We start from the raw sequence: 22,397 nt of genomic DNA on the forward strand, positions 1-22,397 counted from the left end.
TCGGTGATGGGCTTGAATCTAGCGCCCGAATGTTTAATGCGCCAGATAATTATCCAGGATCTAGTGTCGGCCCAGCTCGCGTTGCAGCGCCAGATCCCACGGTGGCACCGGGCTGAAGCGGGTCTTGAGGTATTCCAGAAGCAGACGGCTGCGCGAGTGGGTCTGCTGTTCCATGCGCAGCGCATAGATGCCGGTGCTTTCCGGTTGCGGCAGGCCGTTCTCGCAGAACAGCGGCAGCAGTTCGCCGCGCAGCAGGTACTCACTGGCCAGCCAGGTCGGCAAATGCGCGATGCCCAGCCCGGCCAGAGCACCGCACACCAGCGCTTCGGCATTGTTGGCGCTCATGCGGATGCGCGCGGGGCGATGCAGTTGCATTTGCCCGTCCAGTTCGAAGCGCCAGGCGAAGGGCGGGGCGAGACCTTCCCAATCCAGCCCGTCATGTTCACTCAACTGCGCGGGATGGCGCGGTGCGCCACGGCGTTTGAGGTAGTCGGGGCTGGCGCAGGCAATGCGCACCATGCTCGCCAGCGGCGTGGCGACCAGCCGCGTATCGGCCATTTGCCCGGCGCGCAGCACCAGATCGACTTTGCCCAGATTCGAGCCGTGCATGTCGATGAAGCTGTCGATCAGGTGCAACTGCACGTCGAGGCCCGGGTACAGCACCAGAAAGTCAGCGATGACCGGCGCGAGATGGCGGCGACCAAAAGCGGCCGGGGCATCGATGCGAATCAAGCCTTCCGGCGCACTGCTCAACGACACCGCCTCGGCGCGGGCCAGTTGCAGTTCGCTGACGATGCGTCGTGCTCGCTCGGCAAACGCCAGACCTGCCGGGGTCGCCCGCACGGCGTGGGTGCTGCGAATGAACAACTGGCTGCCAACCGCGCTTTCCAGGCTGTCGATGCGCCGCGCCACGGCGGAAGGCGTCAGCGGATGACGACGGGAAGCTGCAGAAAAACTGCCGCTTTCCAGCACATCGAGAAACAGTCCGAGCTGTTCGGTCAACTGATTGGGATTCATTAGTGTTTCGGTGCTTGTGCGAAATTGGCATAGCCATTGTGCGTTGCTGTGCGTTTCCCCGCCAGCCTCGACTGCGTAGGATGAATCGCCTGACGGATGAGGACATCGCTGTGATCGAGTTTTTGTTGTACCTGCTGTTTGGCGCCGCCCTTGGCACATTGGGCGGGATCTTCGGCATCGGCGGTGGTTTGATCGCCATCCCGCTGCTGGGCGTGTGGTTTGGCCTCGATCAGCAGATCGCCCAAGGCACGGCGCTGGTGATGGTGGTGCCGAACGTGATGCTGGCGCTGTGGCGCTATCATCAGCGCAATCGCATCGAGCTGCGTCATGCGCTGCCGTTGGCGGTCATGGGTTTTTGCTTTGCGTGGATCGGTTCGATCTGGGCGGTGGGCATCGATGCGCAAACCATGCGCATCGGTTTTGTCGCGTTCCTTGTGGTGCTCTCGGCGTACAACCTGCTGAAGATGTTCGGCAAGAAAACCGCCGTGACCTCCGAAATGCGTTACTCATGGCCATGGCTCGGTGTTTTGGGCGCAGCGTCCGGGACCATGGGCGGTTTGTTCGGTGTCGGCGGGGCCGTGGTGGCGACGCCAGTGCTGACCAGTCTGTTCGGCACCAGCCAAGTGGTTGCTCAAGGCTTGTCGCTGGCTCTGGCGTTGCCAAGCACCGGCGTGACCCTGGTGACCTACGCGGTGCATCACGAAGTGGACTGGATGATCGGCCTGCCGCTGGCCATCGGCGGTCTGGCCAGCATCAGTTGGGGGGTGAAAGTCGCCCACGCCATGCCGGAAAGGCTCCTGCGCGGGCTGTTCTGCGGTTTTCTGGTGCTGTGCGCGGTGATGCTCGCGTTTAAAGTTTGAAGCCTTCGACGATGTGTTCGGCCAGGCATTCGGTGATCGGCGACGGATTGTTCAGGTTGCGGATCAGCATGATGCTGGCCTCGGGCAACAGCGGCAAATCTTCGGCGGCGCCAAGAATGCGCATGTCCGGGGTGATCAGGCTTTCCAGTTGCGCGGTGATCGCCAGACCCGCGCTCACTACCGCCATCAGCGCCGACAGACTGGTGCTGTTATAGGCGATGCGGTAGTCGCGGCCCATCGCGTCCAGCGCATTGCACGCCCACAAACGGCAGAAGCAATCACTGTTGAACATCGCCAGCGGCAACGGCGTCTGCTCGTGGGCGCTGAAATTCTGCGCCTCGGCCCAGACGAAACGCTCCTTACGCAGCAACTGACCGATCTCGTTGCCCGGCTCGCGGGTGACAATCGACAAGTCCAGATCGGTGCGCTGCAACAGCTGTTTGCTGGACTCGCAATGCACTTCGATCTGGATCAGCGGGTAAAACTGAGCGAACCGCGAGAGGATCCCCGGCAGAAACCGCATCACGTAATCGTCCGGCGTACCGATGCGCACGGTGCCGACCATGTGCGGCTCGCGCAGCGTGTTGAACACTTCGCTGTGCAATTTCAGGATGCGCCGCGCGTAACCCAACAGCACCTGGCCTTCGGCGGTTAGACGTACCTGGCGGCCGTCGCGCTCGAACAACTGACGTTGCAGCACATCTTCTTCGAGGCGCTTCATCTGCATGCTCACCGCCGATTGCGTGCGGTTGACCATCTCGCCGGCGCGGGTAAAACCGCCCTGATCGGCAATCGCAACGAAAGTGCGCAGGACATCGGTATCGATACTGGGGTAGGCCGACAATTGATGAATCTCCGTGATGAATGCCATCAGAAACATTCGTTGGATTGATCTTAGCGCCAGCGCGAGACTTGAGCCATCCACAAGGAGGGCAACACGATGAAAGGTCAAAGAGAGTATGTAGACGACACAAAATTTTCCGGCCACGGTCATATCGTTTCCGACCTGCTGCACAAGTTTAGCCGCTGGTACGAACTGCACCGAGAACGCGAGTTGCTTGCCAGCCTGAGCGACGAAGCGCTGAAGGACATCGGGGTCAGCCGTGCCGACGTCGAGCACGAGGCCATCCGGCCGTTCTGGGACGATCCGATGCATAAATGATCAGGGCCTTACTACACAAACCACTTTCAGGTGAGGTAGGTTGCGAGCAGACAAGGAGATGCTCATGCCCGCGACTCTGGCCTTTTCCCTCAAACAGGCGCGACGTCTGGCGCTGGCTGCCCAAGGGTTCAATGGGCGCCAGCCGCCGACCGTCAAGGCGCCGCAACTCAACCGGCTGATCGAACGGCTGGGGCTGTTGCAGATCGACTCCGTCAACGCCGTGGTGCGCTCGCACTATCTGCCGCTGTTTTCCCGTCTGGGTTCCTATTCTTCCGATCTGCTCGACCAGGCTGCCTGGAGTTCGGGGCGTCGGCGCACGCTCTTCGAATACTGGGGCCACGAAGCGTCGTTGCTGCCGCTGGCGATGTATCCGTTGATGGGGTGGCGGATGCAGCGGGCCAGAACTGGCAGAGACATCTATCAGCAACTGGCGAAGTTTGGTCTTGAGCAGCAGGACGTCGTGCGCCGGGTTTTAAGCGCGGTTGAGGCGCGCGGTGCATTGGGCGCCGGCAGTCTGTCGACTCGCGAGGACAAGGCCGGGCAATGGTGGGACTGGAGCGCGGAAAAGCATGCGCTGGAATGGTTGTTCGCCGCCGGTGAAGTGACCGTCGCCGGCCGCCGCGGTTTTGAGCGTTTGTATGATTTGCCGGAGCGGGTGATCCCGACATCGATTCTACAGCAGCCGTTGCCGGATGAAGCCGAAGCGCAGCGTGGTCTGCTGCTGCACGCGGCCCAGGCATTGGGCGTCGGCACGGAAAAGGATCTGCGCGATTATTTCCGCTTGAACCCTGGCGATGCGCGCCCGCGTCTGGCGGAGCTGGTCGAGGACGGGCAGTTGCAGACCTGCGAAGTCGCTGGCTGGCGACAGATCGCCTACTGCCTGCCGCAGCCGAAAGTCCCGCGCAAAGTCGTCGCCAGTGCGCTGTTGTCACCGTTTGATTCACTGATCTGGGAGCGCAGTCGCACCGAGCGCTTGTTTGACTTCCGCTATCGGCTGGAGATTTACACGCCGCAGGACAAGCGGGTCTACGGCTACTACGTGTTGCCGTTTCTGCACAATGAGCGGATTGCGGCGCGGGTCGATCTGCGCGCCGAGCGGGCGTCGGGACGATTGGCGGTGCATGCAGTGCACGAGGAAGAGCCGGGGCTGGACAAAGAGGGGATGCTGGCGCTGGCGTTGAATTTGCGGCAGATGGCCGATTGGCTGGGGCTTGCGCGAGTGCAGCTTAATTGTCAGCGCGAGAGTGCGGGGCGGTTGCGGGTGGCATTGGCTGAAATCTGTAGTGACTGAGCTGGCCTCTTCGCGAGCAGGCTCGCTCCCACATGGGTTTTGTGTACGACACAGATCCACTGTGGGAGCGGGCTTGCTCGCGAAGGCGGCCTGCCCGACGCTAAAAATCTGACTGATTCAGCGGCGGACTTGTTTCAGGGTTTCCGCGATCAAAAACGCCAGTTCCAGCGACTGATCGGCATTCATCCGCGGGTCACAGTGGGTGTGATAACGATCCGACAACCCGTCTTCAGTGATCGGCCGCGCACCACCGATGCACTCGGTGACATTCTGCCCGGTCATCTCGATATGAATCCCGCCGGCATAAGTGCCCTCGGCTTCGTGCACCTGGAAGAACTGCTTCACCTCACCCAGGATCTGCGCGAAGTCGCGGGTCTTGTAGCCGCTGCTGGCCTTGATGGTATTGCCGTGCATCGGGTCGGAGCTCCACAGCACCTGTTTGCCCTCACGCTGCACCGCACGGATCAGCGCCGGCAGGTGATCGCCAACCTTGTTCGCACCCATCCGCGCAATCAGGTTCAGGCGCCCCGGATCGTTGTCCGGGTTGAGCACGTCGATCAGGCGAATCAGATCATCCGGGTTCATGCTCGGGCCGACTTTGACGCCAATCGGGTTGTTCACCCCGCGCAGGAATTCGACGTGAGCGCCGTCGAGCTGACGGGTGCGGTCGCCGATCCACAGCATGTGCGCCGAGCAATCGTAGTAATCGTTGGTCAGGCTGTCGCGACGCACGAAGGCTTCTTCGTAGTTCAGCAGCAGCGCTTCGTGGGCGGTGAAGAAACTGGTTTCGCGCAGTTGCGGCGAGCTGTCCATGCCACAGGCGCGCATGAACGCCAGGGTTTCATCGATGCGATCGGCAAGATGGCTGTATTTTTCGGCCAGTGCCGAGTTGGCGATGAAATCCAGGTTCCACTTGTGCACCTGATGCAGGTCGGCAAAGCCGCCCTGGGCGAAGGCGCGCAACAGGTTCAAGGTGGCGGTGGACTGGTGATAGGACTGCAGCAGGCGCTCCGGATCCGGCACGCGGCTCTTTTCGTCGAAGCCGATACCGTTGACGATGTCGCCACGGTAGGCCGGCAGGGTCACGCCTTCGATAGTTTCATCGTTGGCCGAGCGCGGCTTGGCGAACTGGCCGGCCATGCGCCCGACCTTGACCACCGGGCAACCGGCGGCGAAGGTCATGACGATCGCCATTTGCAGCAATACTTTGAACGTGTCGCGAATCTTCGCCGCCGAGAACTCGGCAAAGCTTTCCGCGCAATCGCCGCCCTGCAGCAGGAACGCCCGGCCCTGAGTCACTTCGGCAAACTGACGGCGCAGCTCGCGCGCTTCTCCGGCAAACACCAGCGGCGGATAACTGGCCAGGGTCTGCTCGACCTGGCGCAGATGCGCCGCGTCAGGGTATTGGGGTTGTTGCTGGATCGGCAGGGCGCGCCAGCTGTCAGGGCTCCACGGTTGGCTCATCACGGTCTCTAATTGGTTCTACGCACGGGAAGCCCATGGTAGCAGCAATTAGTGCGTGACCTGCTCCCGCCCCATCACCGACAATCGTCGCTTTGCCACGGCGCCGCAGCGGTGCCATCGCGTCACCGCGCCCGGTGACCATCAGGAGACGAAATGACTGAGGAGCGCGTCGAGCTGTTGCTCGCCGAGGTACAGGATGAGTTCGGCGTGATTCGCGTGCTGGAAGTGGCCGATTACCGCTTTCTGGAATTTGGCGATGCCATCGAACAGAGCTGCGTGTTCACCGCCGATCCGAGCTGGCTGGAATACGACTACACCCGGGCGATGCTGATTGGCGCGTTGTGCCATGAGCAACCGGAGAGCGCACTGTTTCTCGGCCTCGGTGCCGGCACGCTGACCCAGGCCTGCCTCAAGTTCCTGCCGCTGGAAGATGTCGAAGCCATCGAACTGCGTCCGGACGTGCCGCGCCTGGCGATCGAATACCTGGGGCTGGATGACGATCCGCGCTTGTACATTCGGGTCGGCGATGCGCTGGAGTTGCTGCCGACGGCCGAGCCTGCGGATCTGATCTTTGTCGATCTGTACACCGATGTCGGCCCGGGTGTCGGGCACCTGGCCTGGAGTTTTCTCGGCGACTGTCAGAAGCGTCTGAACCCGGGCGGCTGGCTGGTGATCAACCAGTGGGCCACCGATGACGGCAAACCGTTGGGCGCGGCGTTGTTGCGCGGGCTTTATCACCGGCATTACTGGGAGCTGCCGGTGAAGGAGGGCAATGTGATTCTGATTGTGCCGGCGGATCTCGATCAGGAACTCGACATGCAGGCGCTGACCGCCCGCGCCGAAGTGCTGGCGCCACGGCTGGGTTATTCGCTGCAGTCGTTGATCAAGGCGATTCGCCCGGCGACATGAGTTGCCAGTGATGGCCCCTTCGCGAGCAGGCTCGCTCCCACATGGGTCCTGTGGCACTCACACAATTTTCTGTGGGAGCGAGCCTGCTCGCGAAGAGGGCCTGAAGAGCACCCGTTTTCTCAGATCCCTTTGAAGACTCCAGGGCGCCGCTCAACCAGCGACCTCACCCCCTCCTTGGCATCCTCACTCCCCAGCAACTTCTTCACCAGTGCCGGCAACCCCTGCGCCGCCGCCGTCTCGCCTTCATACCGCGCCTGGCGCGCCGACATCAGCGTTGCCTGCACCCCCAACGGTGCCTGCCGGGCAATCCGTTCGGCCAGTTCGATCGCCCGCGGCAACAGATCCTCACTGGCCATCACTTCCTGCACCAAACCCAGATGCAACGCATCGTGGGCATCAAACTCATCGCCGGTCAGCAGCCAGCGCATCGCGTTGCCCCATCCCGCCACCTGATGAAAACGTAAAGTCGCGCCCCCAAACGGAAAAATCCCCCGCTGCACTTCCATTTGCGCGAAGCGGGTATTACTCGCGCACAGGTTGATATCCGCGGCCAGCATCAACTCGATACCGATGGTCAGGCAGTAGCCCTGCGCGGCGACAATTACCGGTTTGCTGACCCGTGGACCGACGAAAACACCCCATGGGTCGCAACCGCCGGTCGGAACCTGCCAGCCTTCGGCGAGGGCGGCGCTGGCGTTGAGCAGATCCAGACCGGCGGTAAAGTGTTCGCCATGCCCGAACACCACCGCCACCCGCGCCTCGCTGTCGGCCTCGAACTCGCCGTAGGCCAGGCTCAAGTCATTGAGCAGATCGAGGTCGAAGGCGTTGCGTTTGGCGGGCCGGTCGAGGCCGATCAAGTGGATATGACCTCGACGTTCACGGCTGACGCGGCCGGGGCAGGGCTGATTCATGGAGAAATCCTCGGGCGGGAAGGGCGGGTGCAGCGACGGTATGCCGCACATCGATGAATCGTTTAAGCGTCATCACCCGCAGGGCCGGGCCTTTGCAAAATAGACCTTTGCACGATTATCCGCAAAACCCCGTTACACAGCGGTGACACACCGATTCAGGCGATAAAAAAAGCTCCCTTTTCGGGCAAATTCCGGTATAGTGCGCGCCGGCCTTTAACCGGGCCGCGTTTAGGTAGCGCAATTCCCCGAAGTCAGCTTCGGCTGCACGTCCGCACTGCGGGCTCTTCCTTGACGATTCTTTTTCATTCATACGTTTTCGCAAATCCCCGCCGACAAAGCTGCCAGGGCGACTCTTGAGTCTCAACACGGCATGTGCAGCTTTGGAGCATGGGTCTTTGCGGATGCACTTAGAGGCAGACCCATGACCCAGGAAATCGGCGGCTTCGCCGCTCTTGAACTTCATCCCAATATTGTCGCTGCAGTAGTCGCTACCGGCTATGAAGAGCCTTCGGCCATTCAGCAGCAGTCGATCCCGATCATCCTCGCCGGTCACGATATGATTGGTCAGGCGCAAACCGGTACCGGTAAAACCGCTGCCTTTGCCCTGCCTATCCTGCACCGCATTGATCCGTCCAAGCGCGAGCCGCAAGCTCTGATCCTGGCCCCAACTCGTGAGTTGGCGCTACAAGTTGCAACCGCTTTCGAAACTTACGCCAAGCAAATGCCGGGCGTAACTGTTGTGGCTGTCTACGGCGGCGCGCCGATGGGCCCACAATTGAAAGCAATCCGTAATGGCGCACAGATCGTTGTCGCCACTCCGGGCCGTCTGTGCGACCACCTGCGTCGCGACGAAAAAGTCCTCGCTACCGTGAACCACCTGGTTCTGGACGAAGCAGACGAAATGCTCAAACTCGGTTTTATGGACGACCTGGAAGTGATCTTCAAGGCCATGCCGGAAACCCGTCAGACCGTATTGTTCTCGGCAACCCTGCCGCAGTCGATCCGTGCCATCGCCGAGCGCCACCTGCGCGATCCGAAGCACGTGAAGATCCAGAGCAAGACCCAGACCGTTACCGCGATCGAACAGGCTCACCTGTTGGTTCACGCTGACCAGAAGACCTCCGCCGTTCTCAGCTTGCTGGAAGTGGAAGACTTCGACGCGCTGATCATGTTCGTGCGCACCAAGCAAGCGACCCTGGATCTGGCCAGTGCCCTCGACGCCAAAGGCTACAAGGCCGCTGCGCTGAACGGTGACATCGCCCAGAACCAGCGTGAACGCGTCATCGACTCGCTGAAAGATGGCCGCCTGGACATCGTTGTCGCGACCGACGTGGCTGCCCGTGGTCTGGACGTTCCGCGCATCACCCACGTATTCAACGTGGACATGCCGTACGACCCGGAATCCTACGTGCACCGTATCGGCCGTACCGGCCGTGCCGGTCGCGAAGGTCGCGCACTGCTGCTGGTGACTCCGCGTGAGCGCCGCATGCTGCAAGTGATCGAGCGTGTCACCGGTCAGAAGGTTGCCGAAGTGCGTCTGCCGGACGCTCAGGCCGTTCTCGATGCACGCATCAAGAAACTGACCAACAGCCTGTCGCCGCTGGTCGCTGATGCCGAGTCGACTCACGGCGAACTGCTGGATCGCCTGACCGCTGACATCGGTTGCACCCCGCGTGCCTTGGCTGTAGCTCTGCTGCGCAAGGCTACCAACGGTCAAGCGCTGAACCTGGCGGCGATCGAGAAGGAACGCCCACTGGTGCCGAACAATGCACCGCGTGGCGACCGTCCTGAGCGTTCCGGTGATCGTCCTGAGCGTGGTGACCGCGAGCGTCGCGCGCCAATGCCTCTGGGCGAAGGTCGTGCCCGTTGCCGTACCGCGCTGGGTGCGCGTGACGGTATCGCCGCCAAGAACCTGCTGGGCGCCATCCTCAACGAAGGTGGTCTGGCCCGCGAAGCGATCGGTCGCATCCAGGTGCGTGACAGCTTCAGCCTCGTCGAGCTGCCGGAAGATGGTCTGGACAAACTCCTGACCAAGCTGAAGGACACTCGCGTCGCTGGCAAGCAGCTGAAACTGCGTCGCTACCGCGAAGATTGATCCGCCCTTGGGCTGATTGATCGAACATGAAAAATCCCCGACTGGTTCGGGGATTTTTTTTGCCTGCTTTTTGCCTCGCCCCACAACCCTGTGGGAGCTGGCTTGCCAGCGATGACGTCAGCCGAAGCGATAGATATCCATACCCAGTGCACCCATCGTGAAGCCTTTATGCGCTACGCGGAACTCACCTCCCGCACCCCGCGCAAAATACAGCGGCAACAAATGCTCGTCACTCGGATGGCTGCGCACCGCATTGGGCGCCTGCTGACGATAATCGTGCAGTGCCGCCTCATCGTCGGCCGCCAGCTTGTCGATCATCCAGTCACGGAAGTCACGTGCCCACGGCTCGACGCTTTCCGGGCCGGCGTGCCAGTCCAGTTCGCGCAGGTTGTGGGTGATGCTGCCGGAGCCGATCAGCAGAATGCCCTGCTCGCGCAGACTCGCCAGCGCTTGTCCGACACGGGTTTGCAACACCGGGCCGCCGCGACTCGGCAGCGACACCTGCACCACCGGAATATCCGCCTGCGGGTACATCAGCGACAGCGGCACCCAGACGCCGTGATCGAACGGTCGTTGCGGGTCGAGGCGTGCCGGCAGATGCGCGGCGTCAAGCAATTCAGCCACTTCGGCTGCCAGTTGCGGATTGCCCGGTGCCGGGTACTGCACTTCGAAAAGGGCACGCGGGAAGCCGCCGAAGTCATGCCAGGTTTCCGGACGAGGATTGCTGCTGACCAGCAGTTCCTGGCTTTCCCAGTGGGCAGAGACGATCACGATGGCTTTAGGCCGCGGCAGTTCGGCCGCCAGACGCGCCAGCGCCGGGCCACTGGCACCGGGTTCCAGGGCCAGCATCGGTGAGCCGTGGGAGATAAACAGGCTGGGAAACATGGAAAGGTTCCTGAGCGGTAAGATGGCCTCATCTTCAGTCAGATCATTGATCTAAATCTAATATAAGTTTTAACGCCTTTTGATCGAATTTTTTGGGGTGATGCATGCAGCCTGAGTTTTGGCACAAGAAGTGGGAATCCAATCAGATCGGCTTTCATTTGCCTGAGGTGAACCCGTATCTGCAGCGGCACTGGCCGCAACTGGCGATCCCGGCCCAGACCCGGGTGCTGGTGCCGCTGTGCGGGAAAACCCTGGATCTGTTGTGGCTGGCCGGGCGCGGGCATCTGGTGCTCGGAGTCGAGCTGTCGCTGAAGGCCGTCGAGGATTTTTTCAGTGAGCATCAGGTAACGCCGCAGGTCATTGCCAAGGGGCCGTTCAAAGTCTATCGCGCCGATTCCATCGAGTTGTGGTGTGGTGATTTCTTTGCGCTGACAGCCGACGATGTAGCGGATTGCGCGGCGTTGTACGACCGGGCAGCGCTGATTGCCTTGCCGGCTCCGATGCGTGAGCGCTATGCGGCGCATCTGCAGCAGATCCTGCCGCAAAGTGTGCAAGGGTTGTTGATCACCCTGGATTACGATCAGGCGCAGATGTCCGGGCCACCGTTTGCGGTGGGGGATGATGAGGTGCAGCGCTTGCTGAGCGAAGTCTGGCAGGTGCAGGTGCTTGAGGAGCAGGATGTGCTGGCGGAGAGTGTCAGGTTCCTGCAGGCGGGGGTGACGCGGTTAGAGGAGCGGGTTTACCGGGTTTCCTCGTGATACATTTTGCTGACAGTGCCGGCCCCTTCGCGAGCAGGCTCGCTCCCACACTAGATCTGTATACAAGAATCCAATGTGGGAGCGAGCCTGCTCGCGAAGAGGTCATCAGCAACAACCATTATTCGCATGTACAAAAAAGGCCCGCATCGCTGCGGGCCTTTTCGTTACTGCGCCAAACCGATCAACCGCGACGACGCAGCGCGTCGATACGCTCTTCCAGCGGCGGGTGGCTCATGAACATGCGGGCAAAGCCTTGTTTGATGCCACCGTTGATGCCGAATGCGTTGAGGGTGTCCGGCATGTGCACCGGCAGGCCCTGTTCGGCGCGCAGGCGTTGCAATGCACCGATCATCGCATTGGTACCGGCCAGACGTGCGCCGGCTTCGTCGGCACGGAATTCGCGTTTGCGCGAGAACCACATGACAATGGCGCTGGCGAGAATGCCCAGAACCAGCTCGGCGAAGATCGTCGCCACGTAGTAGGCGATGCCCTGGCCTTCTTCGTTCTTGAAAATCACCTTGTCGACGAAGTTGCCGATGATCCGCGCGAAGAACATCACGAAGGTGTTCACCACGCCCTGGATCAGTGCCAAGGTGACCATGTCACCGTTGGCCACGTGACCGATTTCGTGGGCCAGAACGGCTTTCACTTCATCTGGCGAAAAACGTTCGAGCAGGCCCTGACTGACCGCGACCAGCGCGTCGTTCTTGTTCCAGCCGGTGGCGAAGGCGTTTGCTTCGTAGGCCGGGAAAATACCGACTTCGGGCATCTTGATCCCGGCTTCGCGGGACAGTTGCTCGACGGTTTGCAGCAGCCATTGCTCATGCCGGGTACGTGGCTGGCTGATGATCTGGGTGCTGGTGCTCATCTTCGCCATCCACTTGGAGATGAACAGCGAGAACAGCGAACCGGCGAAACCAAAGACCGCACAGAAAACCAGCAGCTGACTGAGGTTGAGATCAACCCCGTTGGCCGCCATGAACCCGTTGAAGCCGAACAGGCTCAGGGTGATGCTGGCTATCAGCACGACCGCCAGGTTAGTGGCCAAAAACAGCAGGATGCGCATCATGGTTGTAGAAATCTCCTCAAGCTAAAGATGTAGCGTACTGCGGGGTATATAAGGTGCGGCACCGGGTGATTCAACCGAGTGACTATTTCAAACTGTGTCCTACAGCGGATTCTCGAGTCTGCAGGTCATTGCCCACGGCCAAAACCGAAAGGGATTACAGCCGGCCGCTACCCGCCGCCACTGCGCCAGAGGCGGGTGGGCCATATGAATCGCAAGTGTAGAAGGCGCAGCGAGGCGGGGAGAGCAGAAGTGTTGCTGAATCAGACAGTGCGCAACGTTCGGGCCGTTGCGCACCGTTGACCGGTTACTGGCGGTAGGACTTGAGGAAGTTGCCGATGCGGCCGATGGCCATTTCCAGATCGTCGACACGGGGCAGGGTCACCACGCGGAAGTGATCCGGCCAAGGCCAGTTGAAGGCCGTGCCTTGCACCACCAGCAGCTTCTCGGAGAGCAGCAGGTCGAGAACGAATTTTTCGTCGTTGTGGATCGGGCAGACTTTCGGGTCGATCCGCGGGAACGCATACAGCGCGCCCATCGGCTTGACGCAGCTGACGCCCGGAATGTCGTTGAGCAGCTCCCAGGTACGGTTGCGCTGCTCCAGCAGCCGGCCCTGCGGCAGCACCAGGTCATTGATGCTCTGATAGCCGCCGAGGGCGGTCTGAATCGCATGCTGACTCGGGACATTGGCACACAGGCGCATGTTGGCCAGCATGTCGATGCCTTCGATGTAGCTCTGGGCATTGTGTTTCGGCCCGGAGATGGCGATCCAGCCGGAGCGGAAACCCGCCACGCGATAGGATTTCGACAGGCCGTTGAAGGTCAGGCACAGCAGATCGGGCGCCAGCGAAGCGGTGCAGATGTGCACGGCGTCGTCGTAGAGGATCTTGTCGTAGATCTCGTCGGAGAACACCACCAGGTTGTGCGCGCGGGCGATTTCCAGCATGCCCAGCAGCACTTCCTTCGAATACACCGCGCCAGTCGGGTTGTTCGGGTTGATGATCACCATGGCCTTGGTGTTCGGGGTGATCTTGGCCTTGATGTCGGCCAGATCAGGGAACCAGTCGGCGCCCTCGTCGCACAGGTAGTGCACGGCGTTACCGCCGGCCAGGCTCACGGCGGCGGTCCACAGCGGGTAGTCTGGGGCCGGCACCAGCACTTCGTCGCCGTTGTTGAGCAGCGCCTGCAGCGACATCACGATCAGCTCGGACACGCCGTTGCCCAGGTAGATGTCTTCGATGCCGACACCTTCGACATTTTTTTGCTGGTAGTACTGCATCACCGCTTTACGGGCACTGAACAGGCCTTTGGAGTCGCTGTAGCCTTGGGCGGTCGGCAGGTTGCGGATCACATCCTGAAGAATTTCGTCCGGCGCTTCGAAACCAAACGGCGCCGGGTTGCCGATGTTCAGCTTGAGGATGCGCTGGCCTTCCTCCTCCAGACGTTTGGCGTGCTTGAGCACCGGGCCGCGAATGTCGTAGCAGACGTTGGCGAGCTTGTTCGATTTGCTGAACTGCATGGCGATGTGATCCCGAAAATGAACGATCCAGACGGCGGATGGCCAACCGTACTGGGATTCCTGCGTCTTCGCACAGGCGGAGTCTTGCGCCATGGCGCCGAGAATCCGTTTGAATGCGCCCGGTCTGGCTGCCAGACTGGCGTGTGACGAGGCGCAATCATACGTGCCACCCGATCCGTGGAAAAGGTACAGATCGGGCTTTTTCAGCCGCTGAGGTGTGATGATGGAAAAGTTGGAAAAAACCCTGGAAGAATGGCGGGCGATGCTCGACCCCGAGCAGTACAACGTGTGCCGTCTCAGTGCGACCGAACGGCCGTTTTCCGGCAAATACAACGACACCAAAACCGACGGTGTCTATCACTGCGTCTGCTGCAATGAGCCGCTGTTTGACTCCAAGACCAAATTCGATTCCGGCTGCGGCTGGCCAAGCTTTTACGCGCCGATCGGCAAAAGCGCCATGACCGAGATTCGCGATACCAGCCACGGCATGATCCGCACCGAGGTCAAATGCGCCCGCTGCGACGCGCATCTGGGCCACGTGTTCCCCGATGGCCCGCCACCGACCGGCTTGCGTTATTGCATCAACTCGGTGTGCCTGAATCTCGAGCCGCGCGAGTAAGCGGACAGGCGACCTGCGGGTCGCCATTCGGATAATTAAATTGCACACAATTTAATTGCTCGCTATGTTTGGCCTTTCCCGATAACCCGTGGAGCCGTCTCATGAGCGACAACCTGCTGAATATCCCTGTCACCACCATCAAGGGTGAGCAAAAGACCCTGGCCGATTTTGCCGGCAAAGCGGTGTTGGTGGTCAACACCGCCAGCAAATGCGGCTTCACCCCTCAATACAAAGGCCTGGAAGAGCTGTGGCAGACCTACAAGGATCAGGGCCTGGTGGTATTGGGATTCCCGTGCAATCAGTTCGGCAAGCAGGAGCCGGGTAACGAGGGTGCGATCAGCGAGTTCTGTGAGTTGAATTACGGCGTGAGTTTCCCGCTGTTCAAGAAGATCGACGTCAACGGGTCTGATGCGCATCCGCTGTTCGTGCAGTTGAAAAAGCGCGCTCCGGGTTTGCTCGGCTCCGAGGGCATCAAGTGGAACTTCACCAAGTTCCTGATCGGCAAGGATGGGCAACTGGTCAAGCGTTTTGCCCCGACCACCAAGCCGCAGGACATCAGCGGCGAGATCGAAGCCCTGCTCAAATGAACAGCCTGCCCGACGATTCGCTGAAGCTCGACAGTCAGTTGTGCTTCAAGTTGTACGCCGCGTCCCGGGCGGTGATTCGCGCTTACAAGCCGATGCTCGATCAACTCGGCCTGACCTACCCGCAGTACCTGGCGATGCTGGTGCTGTGGGAGTGGCAGGACAGTGCACCGGAGCAACCGACGGTCAAGGCGTTGGGCGAGCGCCTGGCGCTGGACTCCGGCACCCTGACGCCGTTGCTCAAGCGTCTTGAACAATTGCAGTGGGTGCAGCGCCAGCGTTCGGCGCGCGACGAGCGTGAAGTGCATCTGAGCCTGACCGCGCAAGGCCAAGCGCTGCGCGAGCAGGTCGGGCCGCTCAAGGCCCGGTTGTTGTGCGACAGCGGGGTGGATCTTGATCGGCTCAACGATTTGCGCAATGGCCTCGATCATCTGCTGGGGCAGATCAAAGCGCTGACGTAGCCGGCATCCACTGGTCGAGCAGGGCCGCCAGCTCTTCGCGGCGGAACGGCTTGGCCAGGTAATCGCTCATGCCTGCCGCACGGCAGCGCTCGCGTTCCTCGGACATGGCGTTGGCGGTCAGCGCGACGATTGGCAAATTCGGCCAGCGCCCGCTCTGGCGGATCTGCCGGCTCGCTTCGTAGCCGTCCATCACTGGCATGTTGCAGTCCATCAGCACCAGATCGAACTCATCGTGCTCCAGTTGATCCAGCGCCTCGGCACCGTGGGCGGCGACCACCACGTCGCAACCGAGCTTGCCGAGCATGCCTTTGGCCACCAACTGGTTGACCGGGTTGTCCTCCACCAGCAGCACCTTTCCGCGCCGCCGGACCGGCTGGCTCTCTAGGCGCGCATCGTTGCTCGTGGTGACATCGGCCAGCAGAATGCGCCGCAGGATCTGGTACAGCGCGTTGCGTGCCAGCGGTCGGGCTTGTTGCTGCAATGGCGCCAGCGCGGCGGCTTCTTCGCCGGGCATGAAACTGCCATAAGCGGTTACGACGAGGATCGGTGCGCTGATGGTCGGGCGCAGACTGAACAGGCATTCCGGGCAATCGGTGATCAGCAGATCGGGTGACAGGCCCAGCAACGGGTCATCCATGGTGCGCTGCTCATAGGTCACGCCCCACACCGGCAGCAATGTCTTGAGCAGTTCCGCCAGCCCGCTGCTGGCGGCCGTGATCGCCAGCACCTTGCCGTGCAGTGGCGGCGGCATGACCGCCCGGGTGTGACACAGCAGTGGCAGGTCGGCACAGAACTGACTGCCGAAACCGGCCTCGGAACTGATGGTCAATCGGCCTTGCATGGCCTCGCACAGGTTGTAGGTCAACGCCAGACCGAGACCGGTGCCGCCGTACTGCCGGGTAATGCCGGCACCGGCCTGGGTGAACGGCTGGAAGATTTTCACCTGGGCATCCTGAGCGATGCCAATGCCGGTGTCGCAGACTTCGATGCGCACCCCGTCCTTGTGGGCGGACAGGCGCACATCGACCCGGCCGAAGCGGGTGAACTTCAGGGCATTGGACAGCAGGTTGCTGACGATTTGCCGTACCCGGGTCGGATCCCCCAGCACCAGCGCGGGGAAGTGCGGGTCGATCAGGCAGGTCAGCTCGACGCTCGGCGCAGCGTTCTGCGACAGCAGGTTGGCGGTGTCTTCGATCAGTGAGCCGAGGTCGAACGGGATGTGTTCGAGCTCCAGTTGCCCGGCATCGAATTTGGACAGGTCGAGAATATCGTTGAGCAACTCCACCAGCACCTTGCCCGAGTCATGGGCAATCGACAGTTGCTGTTGCTGCTCGGCATTCAGCGGCCCATCGAGGGACAAGGCGATCATCCCCAGCAGGCCGTTGAGCGGGGTGCGGATCTCGTGGCTCATGTTGGCGAGGAATGCCGAGCGCGCTTCGGCCATGTCCAGTGCGGTGCTGCGAGCGACTTCCAGTTCTTCGTTGGACTGGCTGAGCCGGGTGTTGATGGCCTTGAGCTCGGCGGTGCGGGCCGAGACGATGTGCTCCAGTTGCCCGAGGTAATCGGTGAGGCGGTTTTCCGCGTTGCGCCGTTGCTGGATCTCCGTGGCGATATTGTCGAACTGCTGGTTGGCGACTTTGACCAGTACGCCGATCTCGTCATTGGCGTGGCCGGTCGGACATTCGAGGGTGGTTGGCTCTGCGCTGCGTGCGTCACGCGCGCTGAGTTCCCGGATCAGGCGCACCAGTGGCTTGGTCAGCATCACGTAGAACAGCGCCAACAGGATCCCGGTGAGAATCAGGCTGCGGGCAAAGCCGTTGAGCAGGGTGACTTCGGCGCGGCGCAGGAACCGGCTGCCGAACGCGTAGGTATCGACCTCCAGGCTCAGCGTGCCCAGTGATTCCTCGGGCAGGTGGTCGAGGTACAGGCGGTCTTCGAACTGGCGCTTGGCACCGAACAGAAAGTCGCTGATCACCCGGTAACCGCTTTGCAGCTCCGGGCGCTTGACGTTGGCCAGGACGTTGCCGTTGTTGTCGGTCAGTTGCGCCGAGATGATCGCCGGCGAACGCAACAGGCCCAGGGTCAGTTCCTGCGCCAGTTCCGCATCGATGTTGTAGGCGATTCGCGACGCCGGATTGTGGCTGATTTCCAGCAAAGACAGGATTTCACGGTTGATGGAGGCGTCTTCACTGGCATAATCGATGCCGATTTGCAGCAGGCTGAGCAGCGTGCCCAGAACGAACCCGACCAGCACCGTGAATCTGGCTTGCTTGTATGACAGCCGGTGGGTGAATTTGATATCCATGGGGTGTTGAACCACTTCCGTTTCCCTTCGCTGCTCAAGCATAGTCGATCATGTATGGATACCGAGGTTCCCGAAGCGCCTTGTAACAAGGCTTGAATGGGGATTGAGATCTGTCTGTCGTCGCTGGATCGACATCATCACTGTGAACGTGCCCGAGGAGAAGACGTGGATTCCCGATTGAATGCTTTTCTTGAACGCGCCGAGTCGGTTCTGGCGCGGATCGAACCCTTGCTGCCGGCGCCGCGTCCGCTGATCGACTGGGAAACCTGCCTGGCCGCGCGCTGGCAGCGTGACGGGCGCAGCGGCTATTTGCTGCCGCTGGAAGTCAGCCTCGACATGCGCCTGTCCGACCTGATCGGTGTCAATCGTCAGTTGGAACAACTGGGCCGCAACACTCAGCAGTTTCTCGACGGCATGCCGGCCAACCATGCGCTGCTCTGGGGCTCGCGCGGCACCGGTAAATCGTCGCTGGTGCGCGCGCTGCTGGCCGAACACGCCAAGGCCGGCCTGCGTTTGATCGAAATCGAGCGCGACCATCTGGCCGACCTGCCGCGAGTGGTCGAGCAGATCGGCAAACTGCCGCAACGCTTCGTGCTGTTCTGCGATGACCTGTCGTTCGAATCCGGCGAAGGCGATTATCGCGTGCTGAAAAGCGTGCTCGACGGCTCGCTCGAACAGGCCCCGGACAACGTTCTGCTGTACGCCACTTCCAACCGCCGCCATCTGGTGCCGGAAAAGGAAAGCGACAACGAAAACTGGAAACGCGTCGACGGCGAGCTGCATCCGAGTGAGGCGGTGGAAGACAAGATCGCCTTGTCCGACCGTTTCGGCCTGTGGCTGTCGTTCTATCCGTTTACCCAGGAACATTTCCTCAACGTCGTCGAACACTGGATCGGCCAGTTGGCCGCCAAGGCCGGCTTGAGCTGGCAGCGCGACGAAGAGCTCGACATCCTCGCCGTGCGCTGGGCAACCGGGCGCGGCAATCGCAACGGACGTTGCGCGTACCAATTCGCCCGTTACTGGGTGGGACTGAAATTGCTGGAGCACAAGGCATGATTGATTTGCAACAAAGCGGCCAGGGCCTCGAAGGCTATGGCATGTTGGCCGCACAACTGGAATCGCTGCTGGCGGACGAGCGCGATTTCATCGCTAACGCCGCGCAGTTTTCGGCGTTCCTGTTCAACCAGCTCGACGATTTGAACTGGGCCGGTTTCTACCTCAATCGCAACGAAGAACTGGTGCTTGGCCCGTTTCAGGGGCAGATCGCCTGCGTGCGCATTCCCTTCGGTCGCGGTGTGTGTGGCGCGGCAGCGGCCAGTCGACAGACCCAGCGCGTTGAAGACGTGCATGCGTTCCCCGGTCATATCGCTTGCGACAGCGCCTCCAACAGCGAGCTGGTGGTGCCACTGGTCAAGGACGGTCGGTTGATCGGCGTACTTGATCTCGACAGCCCGAAACTCGCACGTTTCGGCACCGCCGATCAGTCCGGAATCGAGCAACTGGCGGCGATTTTCCTGCGTCTGACCGACTGCTGATCAGGCACTCAGGCCAGCCTTGCGCAGCAGGCTGGCCGGGTCCACCACATCGATCTGGCGCGGATCGAGAAACCGTGCGGCGTACTGCATGTACACCCCATCGTTGATGAACAGCGCAAACAGCTCGGGGTCGATGTGCGCCTCGCGGGACATGGTGGCCATGATCCCCAGGGCTTCACTCAAGGATTTGGCCTTCTTGTACGGTCGATCCGCCGCTGTCAGGGCTTCGAAAATATCGGCAATCGCCATCATCCGTGCCGGCAGGCTCATGTCCTCGCGTTTCAGGCGTTTGGGATAACCGCTGCCGTCCATCTTTTCGTGATGCCCACCGGCGATTTCCGCGACGCTGTCCAGGTGCCCGGGGAAGGGCAGGTGGCTGAGCATCAGGATCGTCTGCACCATGTGGTGATTGATGATGTAGCGCTCTTCGCGGGTCAGCGTGCCCCGGGCAATGCTCAGGTTGTACAGTTCGCCGCGATTGTATTTGTAACGCGGCACATCCAGTTTGAACCCCCACGGATTGTCTTCCGGAATCAGTTCGCTGTCGGCGCGTTCTATCAGGTGTTCGGGCTTGTCCGCCAGCAGTGGCTCGCTGACCGGCAGATTCGCCGCCGGCGTTTGCGCCTGACGGCGGTTTTCCTCCCATGACACCCCCAGGCGATCATCGAGGGTGCGCGTCCAGCGCCGCTCGGCAATGCGTTCAAGACGTTGCAGATCGGCGGGCGCCATGGCCTCACCGCCCAGATTGCAGCGGGCAACGAAGGCAAAGTCGTCATCCAGTTGCGTCAGCGTGGCGTCACGCAGTTCGCTCAGTTGCGCCGCGTTGCCGCCCAGTGCGATCGCCTGCCAGTAACTGATCCAGGCATCGCGCTTGAGCACTTCGAAACGGGTGCGGATTTCGTGGATGCGATCGTTGAGGGTTTCCAGTTTGGTCGCCTTGTCGACGACATATTCTGGTGTCGTGACTTTGCCGCAATCGTGCAGCCAGGCCGCAATGTGCAGGGCTTCCCATTCATCTTCACTGGGCTGATAGCTCTGGAACGCCGGCGCCTGACTGGCGGCCGCGGCCTGCGCGAGCATCAGGGTCAGTTCCGGCACGCGCTGGCAGTGGCCGCCGGTGTAGGGGCTCTTGGCGTCGATGGCGCCGGCCAGCAACTGAATGAACGCGTCGAGCAACTGCTTCTGCTTCGCTTGCAGGCGCTGACTTTCGATACTCACCGCCGCCGCACCAGACACGGCTTGCAGGAAGGCGATGCGGTCCGGGCGCAGTTTTTCCAGGTCCTGAGCGCTGCCGCTGTCGTTGATCAGCAGAAGCAACAGGCCGATGGTTTCGTTGTGCCGATTACGCAGGCGGATGCCGATCAGGTGGATGCGCGGCGACTGCATGGCCAACAGGACTTTCTGCAAGTCCCCGGCCTGCTCGAAGCCAAGGCTGCTGACCACGTTGTCAGCGTTGATCAGTTGCTGGAACCACGCCGGCCCTTGATCGGCCAGGAGATCCCGGCCCAGCACAGCGAACTCGCCCGGCTCGTGCGAGGCGCCATCAATGACCAGTCCGTAAGGCTCCATCCGGTTGCCATCGCTTTCGCGCAGATAGATCAACCCCGCCTGCGCCTGGGCGATCTGCGCCGTTTCGAACAGCACCCGTTGCAGCAGCGGGGCGAAGCGGGTTTCGGCGCAGAGGCTGTCGGTGATGCGGAAGAAACTGGCGAGCGTGTCCTTCATGCGCGCCATCGACAGGCTCAACTGGTCAACCTCCAGCACCGGCGAGCGGCGGGTGACCGGAAAGTTGAAATCGAAACTGCGGATCGCGTCGGCTTCCTTGACCAGCGCGTGCAACGGTTTGACCAGAATCCGCGAGATCAGCCAGCCCAGCGGCAGGCACAGCAGCAAGATCGCCAAGGTGATCAGCGCGCCTTGCCAGCGCATGCGGTAGGCATCGGCAAGCAGTTCGTCCTCGGGCACCAGCAGGGCCATCTGCAAACCTTTCGGCCCGCCTTCCTGCAGGGTGCTGCGGGCGACGATCCAGTGGCGGCCATTGACGTCGAGCCGTTTGCCCGGATGGGCGGTGGACAGCAACGCGTGCAGATTCGGGCTGAGGTCGGCCGCTTTGGCCAGGCGTGCGCTGCTGTCGTCGACGATCAGCCGGCTGCTGTCCGGATAGGCCACCGCATTGCCATCGACATCGAACAGCACGATTTCGGTCGAGGGGGTGACCACATGCTTGGTCAAGGTGGCCGAGAGTGCCTCCAAAGTCAGATCGGCACCGATCACACTGGTTGCGCTGCTGCGTCTGGCCAGGGTGGTGCCCACATTGTGCGTGGAGAAAAATACATAGGGTTCGGTGGTGATCTGATCGCCCTGTTGCAGGGCGTTGCTGTACCAGTTGCGGGTACGCGGGTCGTAGCGGTCGTCGGGATTGGTGTCGCGTCCGACAGGCGTCAGCGTCTGGTCGAAGAACAGTGACTGCGACAATACGGTGCCGCTGGCGTCGTGCTCGATGCTCCAGACTTGATAGGCCGCTGTTGGTGGTGCCTTGAGCAGGGTTTTCAGCGCGCTGGTGCGCAAGGGCCGGACCATGAAGAAATCGCCGTTGCCGTAGCCCAGATACAGCGAGGCGAGATCGGTGTTGTCCTTGAGCGACTGACTGAACGGCTTGAGCAGCGCCAGACGCTGTTGCAGGTTCGGCGCCTCGGCCGCCTGATTGTCGGCCAGCAGGCTCAGCAGGTGCCGGATCGGTTCGTAGGTTGAATGCAGGTCCAGGCGCACATCCTGTTCGATGCGATTGAACAGGTTTTCACTGCTCGACAGGATGATCCGGGTGGTCTGGCGATAATTGAACAGCCCCAGCACCACGCCTGTGAGCAACAGCAGAAAGGTGAACATGACGCTGATGTGCACGTGCAACGGGAACCGGCGTTGATCCGGGCGCAGTGGGCTGGGCATTGCTGACTCT

At 61.3% G+C, this 22,397-nt stretch carries 19 protein-coding genes and 1 pseudogene; 11 read left to right on the plus strand and 9 right to left on the minus strand.

Annotated features, from left to right (window positions below; genetic code table 11):
• Window positions 1-60 precede the first annotated feature (60 nt).
• A complete protein-coding gene (locus tag ACM6I7_RS25575; protein ID WP_096794959.1) occupies window positions 61-1,017 on the minus strand; it encodes a LysR family transcriptional regulator in 957 nt (318 codons plus the stop codon).
• A 110-nt stretch (window positions 1,018-1,127) separates the two neighbouring features.
• Between ACM6I7_RS25575 and ACM6I7_RS25580 the strand changes: the two genes are divergently transcribed.
• Window positions 1,128-1,877 (plus strand): sulfite exporter TauE/SafE family protein, encoded by a 750-nt coding sequence (locus ACM6I7_RS25580; RefSeq protein WP_027613445.1) that lies wholly within the window; start codon window positions 1,128-1,130, stop codon window positions 1,875-1,877.
• Here ACM6I7_RS25580 and ACM6I7_RS25585 read toward each other — a convergent pair.
• Entirely contained in the window at window positions 1,867-2,721 is an 855-nt protein-coding gene (locus tag ACM6I7_RS25585; protein WP_025113145.1) for a LysR substrate-binding domain-containing protein, read from the minus strand. The genes ACM6I7_RS25580 and ACM6I7_RS25585 overlap by 11 nt on opposite strands.
• Window positions 2,722-2,817: 96 nt before the next feature.
• On the opposite strand from ACM6I7_RS25585, the gene ACM6I7_RS25590 reads away from it, so the two are divergent.
• Both ACM6I7_RS25590 and ACM6I7_RS25595 read left to right on the plus strand, forming a co-directional pair.
• A complete protein-coding gene (locus ACM6I7_RS25590; RefSeq protein ID WP_007964812.1) occupies window positions 2,818-3,039 on the plus strand; it encodes a DUF1127 domain-containing protein in 222 nt (73 codons plus the stop codon).
• A gap of 64 nt (window positions 3,040-3,103) precedes the next feature.
• A complete protein-coding gene (locus ACM6I7_RS25595; RefSeq protein WP_414889498.1) occupies window positions 3,104-4,330 on the plus strand; it encodes a winged helix-turn-helix domain-containing protein in 1,227 nt (408 codons plus the stop codon).
• A gap of 117 nt (window positions 4,331-4,447) precedes the next feature.
• Here ACM6I7_RS25595 and ACM6I7_RS25600 read toward each other — a convergent pair whose 3' ends face one another.
• Entirely contained in the window at window positions 4,448-5,794 is a 1,347-nt protein-coding gene (locus ACM6I7_RS25600; RefSeq protein ID WP_414889499.1) for a class II 3-deoxy-7-phosphoheptulonate synthase, read from the minus strand.
• A gap of 153 nt (window positions 5,795-5,947) precedes the next feature.
• On the opposite strand from ACM6I7_RS25600, the gene ACM6I7_RS25605 reads away from it, so the two are divergent.
• Window positions 5,948-6,703 (plus strand): spermidine synthase, encoded by a 756-nt coding sequence (locus tag ACM6I7_RS25605; protein ID WP_027613441.1) that lies wholly within the window; start codon window positions 5,948-5,950, stop codon window positions 6,701-6,703.
• Window positions 6,704-6,822: 119 nt separating this feature from the next.
• Here ACM6I7_RS25605 and ACM6I7_RS25610 read toward each other — a convergent pair whose 3' ends face one another.
• Complete coding sequence (locus ACM6I7_RS25610) at window positions 6,823-7,614, minus strand: crotonase/enoyl-CoA hydratase family protein (protein ID WP_414889500.1); 792 nt, start codon at window positions 7,612-7,614, stop codon at window positions 6,823-6,825.
• A 387-nt stretch (window positions 7,615-8,001) separates the two neighbouring features.
• On the opposite strand from ACM6I7_RS25610, the pseudogene ACM6I7_RS25615 reads away from it, so the two are divergent.
• A pseudogene (locus tag ACM6I7_RS25615) lies at window positions 8,002-9,709 on the plus strand (DEAD/DEAH box helicase).
• Window positions 9,710-9,826: 117 nt separating this feature from the next.
• Here the strand turns inward: ACM6I7_RS25615 and ACM6I7_RS25620 are convergent.
• Complete coding sequence (locus ACM6I7_RS25620; RefSeq protein ID WP_097088299.1) at window positions 9,827-10,594, minus strand: DODA-type extradiol aromatic ring-opening family dioxygenase; 768 nt, start codon at window positions 10,592-10,594, stop codon at window positions 9,827-9,829.
• A gap of 104 nt (window positions 10,595-10,698) precedes the next feature.
• On the opposite strand from ACM6I7_RS25620, the gene ACM6I7_RS25625 reads away from it, so the two are divergent.
• Window positions 10,699-11,352: a thiopurine S-methyltransferase gene (locus tag ACM6I7_RS25625; RefSeq protein ID WP_414889501.1), complete on the plus strand. Its 654-nt coding sequence runs from the start codon at window positions 10,699-10,701 to the stop codon at window positions 11,350-11,352.
• A gap of 181 nt (window positions 11,353-11,533) precedes the next feature.
• Here the strand turns inward: ACM6I7_RS25625 and htpX are convergent, their stop codons facing one another.
• Window positions 11,534-12,421 (minus strand): protease HtpX, encoded by an 888-nt coding sequence (htpX, locus tag ACM6I7_RS25630; protein WP_007964827.1) that lies wholly within the window; start codon window positions 12,419-12,421, stop codon window positions 11,534-11,536.
• A 304-nt stretch (window positions 12,422-12,725) separates the two neighbouring features.
• Window positions 12,726-13,937 (minus strand): pyridoxal phosphate-dependent aminotransferase, encoded by a 1,212-nt coding sequence (locus ACM6I7_RS25635; protein WP_003226761.1) that lies wholly within the window; start codon window positions 13,935-13,937, stop codon window positions 12,726-12,728.
• Between the two features lie 223 nt (window positions 13,938-14,160).
• Here ACM6I7_RS25635 and msrB point away from each other — a divergent pair, with 223 nt between their 5' ends.
• The 3 genes from msrB to ACM6I7_RS25650 all read left to right on the plus strand — a co-directional run bounded on the left by msrB (window position 14,161) and on the right by ACM6I7_RS25650 (window position 15,601).
• Window positions 14,161-14,556 carry a peptide-methionine (R)-S-oxide reductase MsrB gene (gene msrB, locus ACM6I7_RS25640; protein ID WP_103368503.1) on the plus strand — a complete coding sequence of 132 codons (396 nt, stop codon included), beginning with the start codon at window positions 14,161-14,163 and terminating at the stop codon, window positions 14,554-14,556.
• A 101-nt stretch (window positions 14,557-14,657) separates the two neighbouring features.
• On the plus strand, window positions 14,658-15,143 hold the full coding sequence (locus tag ACM6I7_RS25645) for a glutathione peroxidase (RefSeq protein WP_027613435.1): 486 nt from the start codon (window positions 14,658-14,660) through the stop codon (window positions 15,141-15,143).
• Window positions 15,140-15,601: a MarR family winged helix-turn-helix transcriptional regulator gene (locus ACM6I7_RS25650; protein WP_027613434.1), complete on the plus strand. Its 462-nt coding sequence runs from the start codon at window positions 15,140-15,142 to the stop codon at window positions 15,599-15,601. The genes ACM6I7_RS25645 and ACM6I7_RS25650 overlap by 4 nt, the downstream gene beginning before the upstream one ends.
• Here ACM6I7_RS25650 and ACM6I7_RS25655 read toward each other — a convergent pair.
• Window positions 15,585-17,906 (minus strand): response regulator, encoded by a 2,322-nt coding sequence (locus tag ACM6I7_RS25655; protein ID WP_414889502.1) that lies wholly within the window; start codon window positions 17,904-17,906, stop codon window positions 15,585-15,587. The two genes, ACM6I7_RS25650 and ACM6I7_RS25655, sit on opposite strands and share 17 nt — an antisense overlap.
• A 165-nt stretch (window positions 17,907-18,071) precedes the next feature.
• Here ACM6I7_RS25655 and ACM6I7_RS25660 point away from each other — a divergent pair, with 165 nt between their 5' ends.
• The gene (locus ACM6I7_RS25660; protein WP_096794965.1) at window positions 18,072-18,962 is read left to right on the plus strand and encodes an ATP-binding protein; all 891 of its coding nucleotides are present in this window, start codon (window positions 18,072-18,074) and stop codon (window positions 18,960-18,962) included.
• A complete protein-coding gene (locus tag ACM6I7_RS25665) occupies window positions 18,959-19,441 on the plus strand; it encodes a GAF domain-containing protein (RefSeq protein ID WP_027613431.1) in 483 nt (160 codons plus the stop codon). Before ACM6I7_RS25660 ends, ACM6I7_RS25665 begins: the two co-directional genes overlap by 4 nt.
• On the opposite strand, the gene ACM6I7_RS25670 is transcribed toward ACM6I7_RS25665, so the two are convergent.
• Entirely contained in the window at window positions 19,442-22,387 is a 2,946-nt protein-coding gene (locus ACM6I7_RS25670; RefSeq protein WP_414889503.1) for an HD domain-containing phosphohydrolase, read from the minus strand.
• Between the last annotated feature and the right edge of the window lie 10 nt (window positions 22,388-22,397).

Source organism: Pseudomonas sp. IT-93MI4 (assembly GCF_949767635.1).
Classification (GTDB): domain Bacteria; phylum Pseudomonadota; class Gammaproteobacteria; order Pseudomonadales; family Pseudomonadaceae; genus Aquipseudomonas; species Aquipseudomonas putida_A.